This window comes from Paenibacillus sp. J22R98, from assembly GCF_059383835.1.
Genome location: NZ_JBXENW010000008.1, coordinates 314,370 through 326,789 on the forward strand (window position 1 = coordinate 314,370; position 12,420 = coordinate 326,789).

The window sequence follows — 12,420 nt, forward strand, 5'->3', positions numbered from 1 at the left end:
AACCTCTTCTCTCGCAACAAATAAAACAAGCCGGCACCCTAAGGCGCCGGCCTGTTCGATCACGCTAATCTACCTGAGAGTTTACCAGTTGTTCCCCGAACCTGTTGCCGTAAAGCTCGCCGAATCATTCTTGAACTTCCCGGATGGAGCGACATTGACCGTATTATTGTTGAACGCTGCCGATCCATTCGCCGAACCTCTTACATAGACGCCATAGGTGCCCGAATTATTGATCGTATTCGACGTGTAATTCACGACCGCGCTTGCGCTTGGTTCTTCAATGAATACACCTGAATAGGTGCTGCTGTCGATCACATTGCTGCTTACATTGACGGTCAAGCCTTGAGCCAGACCGTTATTATTGACCCAATACCCCCAGATCGCTCCGATTTGGTAGCCGTAATCATGATGGTACGAGCCGCTCCGAACAAGCTTGTTATTCGTGATCGTAAGCGTACCCGTGAACGCCGTAGGGCTATGATTGGTACCGAACTGGATGCCTGAGCCGTTATCGACCGTATCCAGGATGAGGTTATTGCTTACCGTATTATTTTTGCCTCCGTAAATGCCAATGCCGTTCGCAAGGTTCGGGATCTGCACCGTGTTGTAGCGGAATGTACTGCCCTCCACTGTTCCCGTGCCGCCATTCAGCGATTTCGACCACATGGCCATGCCGTCATCCCCATTATTACGGAAGTTGCTTTGCTCCACAATCGTATTCAGCGTGCCTCCGTTAATGTTGATTCCATCCGCCCAAGTATCCCGTACCCTTAGTTTAGAAACCAAAGCATTAGCCGTTCCTTCGTTCAACCATAGGCCAACCTTCGTGTGCTCCATCCAAATATTCATGATCGTAGAATTAAGCGCATTTCCTTCAATGCCGGCGATCCCCGTTGCATTCGAACGATAGGTTTCCTCTGCCTTGATCATGAAATCGGAAAGCGTCACATTCCCGCCTTGCAAAAGAATGCCGGCATAAGCGCCCTGCAGCGTCGAGCGCCACATACCTGCACCTTTAACGGACGCTCCGCTCGGCAGTTTGATTTTGGTCGTGCCTCTTGTTCCTGTTTTGAAGTCGAAGGTGCCTTCCGGGATCCATACGCCTTTAATGGAAGTGCCATTCACTGCCGCAATAGCCGAGGTCATAGCTGCCATGTCATCTACGCCGTCATTGGCCGTTGCCCCATAGTTCGCGATCGACACATAATCCGATGGCTTGGCAATCGCCGCAGGAACGGCTTCCGTTTCGATTAAATCAATCAGGACATAAGTGTTTCCGGAAGGATTGGAATCATTGGCATCCCACTGGAGCTTGATCTTCGTACCTGCCGCATATTGCTGACCCAGAAGGACGCGACTTTCGTCAAAATAACGATGGTGATTGATTCCCGGCGTATTCGACCACTGCATTTCAGCGCCGTCGGAACCATATTGTCCATATTGGTGGGAGTAGCGGTTTGTTAGCGAAATATCTGCCGCATGGGAGTTTCCCGCATAGAGGCTGATATTTTGAGAAATATCGGAGCCCGTTGCACTGTCCGGCATCGAATACCGCACTACAATGCCTTGCGCAGGGTTACTGAGCGTCAATTCAACGGATTGCCCTTGTGCCAGACGTACTGCTTTTCTGCCTGATGCTTCAGATTCCGCCGTCGTCCAGGTTGTGCTTGGGCCCGTTACGGATCCGCCGACGATCGTTAAGTCCTCTGCTTCATAGCTGTCGTAAGGTACGGTTGCGCCATAGTTCTGGACGACTCCGATCGTCAGACTCTTGCTGTAGCTATTGTTGTTCTCATCCAACTCGCCGATTAGCGACGTTTCGTCTACGACAGCATTCACCGTATGAATGCCGTTGACGGCCGTCCATGATCCGGAGGTTTGCGTGAGCGTGACGGAAGCGCCCGCTGCAATGGATGTGGTGTAGTTGATGACCGAACTTACTTTGGTACCGTTTACATAGAACGATACATTGCTTGCCGTTCCGGCGGCTGTAGCTGCTGTTCCCTGATTCTTCACGACAGCACTGAAGGTGACGGCGTTTCCTGCTGCCGGGGAGGCAGGCGACCATGTAACATCCGTTACGACGAGGTCAGGTTTGCTGGGCACGCTCACCAGGATGCTTTCATCGAGGGTGTTATTGTTATCATTCGATTCCGTTATGCGGTTGATGTCATCTACAAAAGCTCTTACGGTCTGCGTGCCGGCCACAGCCGTCCAAGTAGCTTTGGTGTTTGGTCCTCCTGTAGCCGTTACCGTAACGGAGCTGCCCGCCGGTATGGATGAAGTGTAATTGTCACTCCAGTTCACGGATGTCCCATTAATGGAGAAAACGACACCGTGTATCGTTCCCGCAGGAGTTGCAGCAGTCCCTTGGTTCTTAATGACGGCGCTGAAGGCCACTTCATTGCCTGTCTGTGGTGAAGCCGGCGACCAGGAAACATCGGTGACGACGAGGTCCGGTGTTCCGGCTCCCGCTCCTGTTGTAATGCTTTTGTCAAACGTGTTGTTCGACTCATTGGATTCCGCAATTCGGTTCACATCATCGATAAAGGCTCGGACCGTATGGGTACCGGATGCCGCAGTCCATGAAGACTTGGCGTTCGGACCTCCTGTAGCCGTTACCGTAACGGATGCACCAGCGGCCAAGGAAGAAGTGTAATTATCGCTCCAGTTTACGGATGTTCCATCTACGGTAAACAGCACGCCGTGAATCGTACCCGCCGATGTTGCTGCTGTTCCTTGGTTCTTGATAACAGCGCTGAAGGTCACTTCATTGCCTGTCTGAGGAGAAGCCGGCGTCCACGTAATATCGGTTACGACCAAATCCGGTGTTCCCGAGCTGGATAAACTGATGCTTTGACTCCACGTATTGTTGCTTTCATTGGATTCCGCAATTCGGTTCACATCATCCACATACGCGCTCACCGTATGCGTTCCGGAAGTTGCCGTCCATGAGGCTTTCGCGCTCGGACCTCCTGTAGCCGTAACCGTTACGGATGCCCCCGCCGCGATGGAAGAGGTGTAATTGTCGCTCCAGCTTACGGACGTGCCGTCTATCGCGAACAACACGCCGTGGACAACGCCTGCCGGACTCGGATCAGCACCTTGATTCTTAATCGTTGCGCTGAAGGTGACCTCATTGCCGGTCTGAGGCGAAGCCGGCGTCCATGTGATTCCTGTTACAACCAAGTCAGGACCACCGGCCGCTTTCGCCATATGCGGGAAGATAACCAATTGGGAAAGGATTAGTGCCACAATCATGAAATAAACGGATATTTTGCTTCTACTGCGCATTAACAGACCTCCTCGATGTTTTCAATCCAAGCCGCGGAACAAATACCTTTATGTAACCCTGTACCTTAGCCATAATGCTAATCTTGCTTGGCGGCCCCACCTCCTTAACGATTTGCTCGGGTAGATATCCACTCGCCTCCCCGTTAGCGCATAGGAAGGGCGAGTGGAATCTAGCGAATAGGCTATCTAGTTCTGGAATGCCAATGCTTTCAGCAGATTCGTCAGCATGACAGCCGCTTCCGCCCGCGTTGCCCCCTCCTTCGGTCCGATGCTGCCATCCGCATGACCTTGGACAAGCTTCAATGCGACCGCATCTTTGATCGATGGCAGTGACCATGCGGCGATTTGATTCGCATCCTTGAACGGTAAGCTCTGGACCATAATAGTCGTATCTTGGGCTTGGCCTGCGGCGCGGTAAGCCCGCATCAGCATAACTATCATTTCCTCCCTGGTAATCAAGTCTTTCGGGCGGAAATTGCCGTCTGTATAGCCGCTAATGATGCCTGTTTTCACTGCTGCGCCGACTGCTCCGTTGTACCAAGCGTCTGACGGAATGTCTTTGAAAAGGTTGGTTGCGACAGCCGGCAGCCCCAGTGCCTCGGCTATCATTTTGGTGAATTCAGCACGGGTAACGGCTTGATTCGGCCGGAAGGTCGCGCCATCTGATCCCGATACAATCCGCTTTGAAGCCAAAGCATTGATGGCTGACGCTGCCCAATGTCCTTGCAGGTCCTTGAAAGAAACAGGTTTGTCGATGACGGCATACAGACTGTTCGTCACACTCTGAAGGGTCGCTTCTACCGTTCCATCTGCTAACTTCGCGAAATGCGTTGGAACATGGCGCCACTGCTTGGCAGCTTCGTCATAAACAACGCCGGTTGCCGTATCGAATGAAAGATCGCCGTTTACCGGGATGACCCTAGTGAAATACACGCCGCCCAGATCATGTAGATCTACAGCTGCAGCTCCTTTGGTCTCAATGGATAATTGGAACTCGAAGATGTCGCTGCGCAGTTCGATTCCTGTCGTTCCAGCCGCGGAAGTCCCCGCCTCCCCTGGCTCGATCTGCCGAATGATTATACGCAGGACTGCGTCGGAGTCCGCTGGGAGCAGCGCCGCAATCTTGCTAAGCGGAAGCACATAGGATGCCCCTGCATGCCTAATCACGATGCTGGTTTCTGCTGCAACTGCAGCGCCATCACGCAAAGTCGTAGCCGGCAGCAAGACCTCGGCACCAGGCTCCTTCGAACCGGTCGCAATAACCAGCTCTTTCGCCTCGCTGCCGCTTTGCAGTTCAAGCAATCTGCGCTTCAGCTCAGCTTGATCCACTGTGAATACAGGTACGCCTTGTGCTGTCTCGCTTTCACGAATCCATGTATTCTCAGCGACGCCTCCCGGTGCAGACGGCGGCAATACCGACGCGGTCGTGAAAGAAGCCGTAAGCGGAACCGCCGTCCAATTACCTGACGAGTCGCGTGCATCCACATGGACTGCGTACGCTGTACCCGAAGCCAAATCGGTTATCTGCAGTTGAAGCACATCTGCAGCTACAGTTCGGTATTTCCCGCCCCATGTAACGCGGTAGGCCGAGACGCCGCTGTCATCTTGTGCAGCCGGCCATTCAACAATCCAAGCGGTGCCTGTATCCGCCGAAAGCTCCAGCTTGCTGCCGGAATCCCATTCCGGAGCTGTCCGATCCGTTACCTCCAAGGTGAACACTCTGGCCATACTGTCCTTGGTAACGGTCATCGTCGTTCTGCCTGCTCGTTTCGCAGTTACCAAACCAGCCTCACTCACAGATGCGATGGCTGAATCGGAAATGAACCAATTAACTCCCTCTGTAACCGGAAGCTGATTCACACGAACAGCTGCTTGCTTAGACGCTCCCGCTTCAAGCTGATAGGAGGCATCCGAAGTGGAAACCCCGTCAAGCAGAACCTCGAAAGGCTTCGCGTCAAAGCTAAATCCGGCATCCTTTGTCAGAAACTCAAAGCCTTGTGCCCCGTCCATGAATTCTCCGACACGGACACCTCTGACGACGGTATTGCCGAACATAGCCGTGCCGCTAATATTACCGGCTGCATGGATGCCCCAGGTTCCGGCTCCGTCCACAACGTTATTCTCGAGCACGATGCCTGCCGTTGCTTTCTCACCGAGCAGCGATATGCCTTGGTAGGTGCTGTCTTGAATGAGATTGCTCCGAATCGCAATCTTCCCGGTCATCTCCCTGCTGTCGGTGAACAAGAATAATCCGCCGAAGTCTGCCGGCCAGTTATGCTCCCGTCCTCCTGTTCGAAGCAGCGTGTTGCGTTCCACGATCGTCTCCCCTTCAAAGGCTTGCGGGTTATGGCGCGTGCTGACGCTTATTCCTGCCCCGAAGGCTACCGTATCCGTAACCAGATTATCGGTTACCCGGATATCTTGGCCGCCGTAAACCGCAATAGTGTTGGAGAGCCATGGCAGCTGTGCCGTATTGAAACGGAACGTATTGCCTACGGACTGTTCGCCGTTTGCCCATATTGCGAGCGCATCGTCCCCTGTATTGCGCAATTGGCTCTGCTCGACCATGGCATGTTTCGTACCTGTACTGAAATTGATGCCATCCGCGAAGGTGTTGCGAATTTGAACGCCGGCAATGTACAGTCCGTCCGTAGCCAGCGACGTGCCGTCAGCCAGCTCTTGTCGAGTGACCCAAATGCCAGCCTTCGTATGATCGACGCGCACCTGCTGGATGGTCGATCCGATGCCAAAGGTACCGTCGAAGCCGGACTCCTGCTTGTCATCCCGCCTTGCCGTAACTTCACCGTCAATCGCCAAATCGAACACTTGAATGCGATTGCCTTTCCCCATAAAACCGCCGCCTGCCAGCACCGTATGCCATTTGCCTGCACCGCGGAGCGTAATATCCGACAGCTCGATTGGCCCGCTGTCTACGCGGAAGGTTCCTTTTGGAATCCATACCCCTTTGCCCTGCTGCTTAGCTGCCGCAATCGCGCTGCGAATCGCTTCCGTGTCATCTTGCGTGTCATCCGGAACCGCGCCGAATTCGGCAACGGACAGGAAATCCGCCGGCATCTCATAAGGAGCATCGGCCCAATCTGTTTCGATCAGATCAACAAGGATGTAGTCCGCATCGCTGTCTGCTTCTTTGCGAAGCTCAAGCGTGGCTCCTGCCGGAAGATCGCCGAGCTCGAAGCTGCTTTCATCGAAGAAGCGATGGGCATCGCCATCTTCCGGGCGGTTCGTCCATGGATAGGAGCCATACACCCATGCGTACTTGGAGGTCAAATCCATATCGGACTGCTTCTCCCCATTGATATACAAGCCAACCTTCGACTCCGTCCCGGCTCCATCTGCCGAATCCGGGATGGAATAACGGACTGTTACTCGGTTAGCGGGATGGTTCAGGGTGAATGTCACCTGATCTCCCGTCTCGCTGAGGCGTACCGCTTGCCTGCCCGATGCCTCGGAAACCGCTTCATGATAGGTCCGATCCGGTCCGAGAATTTCACCATTGGCATTCGCGTGCTCTGCTTCCAATTGATCATAGGTTACACTCGCTCCCCGATAAGCAGGAGATACCGCGTTCTTCAAAGTCAGCCGGTCCAAGAAAACGGAGCCCATGTCCCCGGTTCTATACTCAATCGTTATTGTATTCAAGCCTCTGCGAAGCTTCAGCTTCAGATTAAGCGCCTGCCAATCATCCCAAGACGATCCCGCGCCGAAGCTAAGACTGTCCGCTTTCACCCCATTAACCTTAGCCGTCAATCGCTTGCCGGACTCTGAGCCGTTAGCATAACGAATCACCGCATCATACTCGCCTGTTTGATCTGCGAATACGGAGAATACCGCAGCATCGCCAACGCTCTGGAATCCGTCAATAAATCCTGTACCTGTGTAGCCTTTCGCCTCTATCGAGGCTTCCACACCACCAACCACAAATGCTTGCTCCGCCTCGTAGTCTACGTCCATCTTCACCGCAACAAGGGTAAACTTCTGCCCGGCTGCAGGCGAACCGGCCTGCCCCTCTACTAGAGCAACCCCGCTGCCTGAAACCTGAAGCAACATTCCCGCTTCATCCACACTCTCCAGCACGGTTATGCCATTTCGTTCCGTCAATCGCCACTGCATGGCAGTCTCCGAAGCCGTGCCGGCTCCTACGGACGGATGCATCACAAGCTCACCATCCTGAGCGGCCGACAAGTATGCCCCTGATGCCAGATTACGAATCAGCTTGTAGCCATTCTCATCCTGCAGCAGCCAATCCAAATTCGTGGAGCTCGCATCCGTTGCCATCGTACCTGGAACACCGTTTAGGTCCGCAACGGCTTTACCGGTTGCTTCATTAACAAGCTTGAAATAACCTGCATCTGTCCGTCCCGTCCAGATCGACTCGGTTCCGCTGCCAACCTCCGGAATGCTGCCTTCCTCCGGCGCGGTCTCCAAGACCCACTGCAGCGCCGCGGACTCTATCGAACGCAGTCCAAGCTGCACGAATCCCATCCGATCTTGTACATGGGCATATTCCAATGGATGCTCCACGCTTCGCAGCAGCAAGTTCGAATTGCCCTGCGCCGTTTCCACCGTCCATTGATCGGCAGCGGTACTCACGGCTACCGATTTGCTTTGGAGGTACGGGAGATTAGGATCCATAACGACGACATGCCCTGTCGCTCGGTTGATCAGTTGATAATGCCCTTCCGTCTGCCCTAGCTGGCTGAATGTCCAATGCGAGCGGGCATCGTCCGCATTCGCAGATCCGTAGAGGACAACGCCATGCTCGTTCTCCAGCATATATAAGCCTGTATCCGCATTCTTCAGGCGGACAAATCCATCCGGCAGCACCGTCTCCGAAGACGCAGGCGCATCCTCCGCTACCCACTGCGCGCTTCCCCAGAACTCGGGAATATTGCTGGATTGGGCATAGCCCAAATTGTCTTCCACATGAATCACTTGATCCGTCTGATAACCATTTCTGAATACATATACGCCGGATGAAGGCTCCGATACGGTCCATTTGGCACTGGTCCAGCTCTCCTCCACCTCCGTGCTGCGCAGCGGATGCTTGTGAGGTTCCGGCCCTTCCTGCATGCCCTCGACATTCATGGAATGCCCCGTAGCTCGGTTCTTAATTCGCATCAATCCGTTGCCTGCATCCACCAGCTGCCAGTGGGACAGCGCGTTATCCGCCGCTGCATCGCCGGCCATGACTTGACCGTTCTCTTCAACCAAATATGAGCCTCTGTAGCTGTTTTTTAATCGAATATAATGAGGAACGTCTTGATCCCGCACCGGAATGAACGCCCATTTCGGACTGCCCCATTCCGCGGGAATCGATCCGTACTGTACAAAACCAAGCTTCTTCTCCACATGGAGATACTGACCTTCCACCGAAGCGCTGCGAATCAGCTTGTTGCCTTCCGTATTCAAGTTGTCGATAATGAGCTGCTCCGAGGGCCGGCTCTCGTCCGCTGCCACGACCTTAACCGCCATTTTGTCGGAAGTGATGCCCGACAGGCTGATATAGTGGCCGGTCTCCCGATTTTGCAGCCGCTGAACTCCGTCCTCCTTCACAACCAACCAGTGCGATGCACGGTTGCCTGGCAGCGCGTTGCCATACTTCAGCTCGCCATTATCTTCAATCATGTACAAGCCCAGCCAATCATTCTTAATGCGTACATAGGCCGGACCCGACTCATCTGGATCGGGATTCGGATTGTACGGCTCTTTACCGGTTACCGTTTCGATCGCCCACTGCGGGGTACCCCAATCCGGGGGAATGACGCCTCCTTGGGCATAGCCGGTGTTGTCCTGCACATGTATGTAGCGATTCGCATCGACTGCGGATTGGATGACATAGAAGCCGGCATTAACGGCGTCCAGAATCTTCCACTGCACGTACGCCGGATTCTCGCCAACATCCAGCAGTTCAACCGGACTGGCCCAATCTGTCCAGTGCTCCTCCGACATGTACTGGCCGGTTGCCCGATTCTTGATTCTCACCTGATCGCCATCTTGTTCGATCACCCAATGGGAGGCAGGGTCTGCCGGGTCCGGATTGCCGTAGCCGACTTTGCCGTCCTTCGCCATTAAATATTTATCCGGGTCTGCCGGATTGGGCTTGTAGTAGTTCTTGAACCGGACATAGTCGGTTACCGGCGCCAGCTTCCACTGCGCAGAACCCCATTCCGGCGGGATGGAGCTGGATTGGGCATAACCCGTCTTATCCTCCATATGTAGATAATTCGCTGAATTCACCTTGCTTTGAATGTTCACGAACCCGTTTGTAACCGCATTCAAAACATGCCATTCCAAAACAGATGAACTTACGCCTACATCCGATAATTGAACCGGACTTCCGTAATTCTCCCAGTTCTCCACCGACATATAAGTGCCCGTCTCGCGGTTCTTGATCCGGACGGTCTGCACATCCCCATCCGAGGAGACAGCCTCCAGCTCCCAATGTGACGCTTGATCCGTCTCTTCAGGCGTACCGTAAGCGACTTTCCCGTCTTCCGAGGCAAACAGAAACTTCCCCGTGTAATTGTTCTGTATCCGCACGAATTGAGACTGATTTCCTGCAACTACTCCAGCAGCCCCCGCAGTCTGAGCTCCCCCACCGGGAAAAACAGGGAAGTAAGTGCCCAGCACAAACAGGACCATAACGAGCAGCGATAATCGGCGCATCTGGCTTTTCCGCATAAATAGACTCCACCTTGATTCAATTTTGAACTTCCTAATGCTCGGAAGCCCGGGCAGCCCCGGACTCCGTTCCTCTTAATGCGTATAAATCAGGTATTCCCATGGGGCTAACTCGACCGCTTGCTCAGCCGTGACATCCACTGCCGCCCCGGAAGGAAACGCTTTATAGCTTCCCGCAGCTTCACCTGTTTGGATCGCACTCTTCACGGGTTCATCCGACAAATTCATAACGACGATGACTCTGTTGCTGTCTTTCGTTCTCTCAAAAGCAAGGATATCACCGTTGCCCGCGGCCGCTAAGGTGCGATAAGCACCGCCTGCATGGCCGTTCCACAGCGCCGGATTGTCATGCTTCAATCGAATAAGATCCGTGTACAACGCCGACATCGCTAAATCATCCCAAGCAATCTCATCCTTCTCGAAGAACTGAAGCCGCTTGTTCAAACCGGCTTCCTGTCCGGAGTAAATCAAAGGCATGCCAGGCATGGTGAAGCTGAGTGCCGCCATCGGCTTCACCGCATCCTTCAGCCGTTCATACTCCGTTCCTGTCCAGGAATTCTCATCATGATTGGACGTGAAGTTCAGCGGATAGGTGCCGCCGGGATATGTCTTCGCGAGTCGCTCCCCGTACTTCTTCACTTGCTCCGCATTGCCGAGTCCTTTGGCAATCCGATTCATCATGTTGTACAGCTGCCAGCCGTAATTAGCGTTGAACGCATGTTTCAAGAGTCCGATCTGCTGATCATCTTCCGCCAGCATGTAGACCGGCTTGATCTGCTCCAGCTCTATTCGCGCTTTCTCCCAGAAAGCCGTTGGCACACCGCCGGCATAATCGCAGCGGTAGCCGTCGATATCAAATTCCTTGACCCAATACTTCAGCGCATCGATCATGGCGGCTTGCATATCCGCATTGTCATAATTCAAGTCGGCTACATCCGTCCAATTCGTACCCGGAGGCTGCACGATATGGCCATTCTCATCCGTCGTATACCAGCCCGGATTAGCTAGCCAAGGATTGTCCCAGCCCGTATGATTGGCCACCCAATCCAGCATGACCTTGAAGCCCATATCATGGGCTTTGTTCACCAATGCCCGGAAATCCGCCTCCGTACCGAACTCCGGATTAACCGCTTTATAATCATCAACCGCATAATAGGACCCCAAGGTCCCGTTGCGGTTCTTCTTGGAGATGGGGTGAATGGGCATGAGCCATAAGATATCCACGCCAAGCTCCTTGAGCCTTGGCAGATGGGCTTCGAATGCCTTGAATGTCCCTTCCTTCGTGTATTGCCTGATATTGACCTCGTACATGACGGCCTTCTCTGACCAGTCCGGAACCGCCGTTCCAATGGTTTTCTGCACCCGATTCTTGTCCTCATCCTGCTTCTGATCAGCCGCAGCTTTCACCTCTGCTTCGCGATTTGAGCTGCTGCAGGCGGAGACCAGAACAACCAAGCTGAGCAGACAAACCGCCAGAGGCAGAGCAACAAAGCGCTTCATGACTATGACTCACCATCCGTTCGCTTATTAACCTTTTACAGAGCCAAGGGTGATCCCTTTGACAAAATACTTTTGCAGGAAGGGGTAAATGACGAGCAGCGGCAGCATGGAAATGAAGATTTTGGCCGCATTGAGCGTCTGGTTGGATAACTCGGACATTCGTTTGACCGATTCCTCATCCATTTTGGTCGGATCGATCACCACCGCGACCTGCCTAATGTAGGACTGCAGCGGGTAGTGAACCGATTTATTCATCAGCACGAGCGCTTGGAAAAACTCGTTCCAATGATACACGATCGTAAATACGAGCACGGTAGCAAGCACGGGCATAGCAAGCGGCAAGAAGATGCTGAACAAGATCCGCCACGGCCCCGCCCCATCCATCAATGCGGATTCTTCCACTTCCTTCGGCATATTCCGGAAATAGTTCATGACGAGAATGACGTTAAATACCGGCAAGCCCCCGCCAAGCACCAACCCCCAGATGCTGTTAATCATGCCGAGCGATTTCATCGTCAGATACCACGGCACCAAGCCGCCATTGAAGAGCATCGCGAAGACCAGAAGCCACATAATCACGTTTCTGGCTTTAAATTCCTTGCCGCTCTTCGAAAGCGGATAAGCCATTAACAGAATGACGAAGAAGGAAATGGCAGATCCGTAGAGGACGCGCTGCACCGAAATAAAGAACGATTTGAAAAATTGCCCATCTTTCATGATTGTCTCATAAGAACCAAACGTGAAGCCTTTCGGCCACAAGAACACCTGCCCTGCCGACGCCGCAGCTTTATCGCTTAATGAAATGGATAAGGTATACCAGACCGGCAACAAGCATAAGAGCATAATCGCCAAGAGAAGAATGATATTCAATCCGTTGAATAGTCTGGAAACCGCTGAACGTTCGGTAATCATCATGCTTTCATC

4 protein-coding genes are annotated in these 12,420 nt (G+C 53.4%); all 4 read right to left on the minus strand.

The window, feature by feature from the left end:
• Positions 1–81 precede the first annotated feature (81 nt).
• The 4 genes from AC50Y3_RS22460 to AC50Y3_RS22475 all read right to left on the minus strand — a co-directional run bounded on the left by AC50Y3_RS22460 (position 82) and on the right by AC50Y3_RS22475 (position 12,408).
• The gene (locus AC50Y3_RS22460) at positions 82–3,294 is read right to left on the minus strand and encodes a CARDB domain-containing protein (protein ID WP_494820952.1); all 3,213 of its coding nucleotides are present in this window, start codon (positions 3,292–3,294) and stop codon (positions 82–84) included.
• Positions 3,295–3,480: 186 nt separating this feature from the next.
• Positions 3,481–9,996, minus strand: coding sequence for an S-layer homology domain-containing protein (locus AC50Y3_RS22465; RefSeq protein ID WP_494820953.1), 6,516 nt, complete (start codon positions 9,994–9,996; stop codon positions 3,481–3,483).
• 75 nt (positions 9,997–10,071) lie between these two features.
• Positions 10,072–11,496: an alpha-amylase family glycosyl hydrolase gene (locus AC50Y3_RS22470; RefSeq protein ID WP_494820954.1), complete on the minus strand. Its 1,425-nt coding sequence runs from the start codon at positions 11,494–11,496 to the stop codon at positions 10,072–10,074.
• 27 nt (positions 11,497–11,523) lie between these two features.
• A complete protein-coding gene (locus AC50Y3_RS22475) occupies positions 11,524–12,408 on the minus strand; it encodes a carbohydrate ABC transporter permease (protein WP_494820986.1) in 885 nt (294 codons plus the stop codon).
• Between the last annotated feature and the right edge of the window lie 12 nt (positions 12,409–12,420).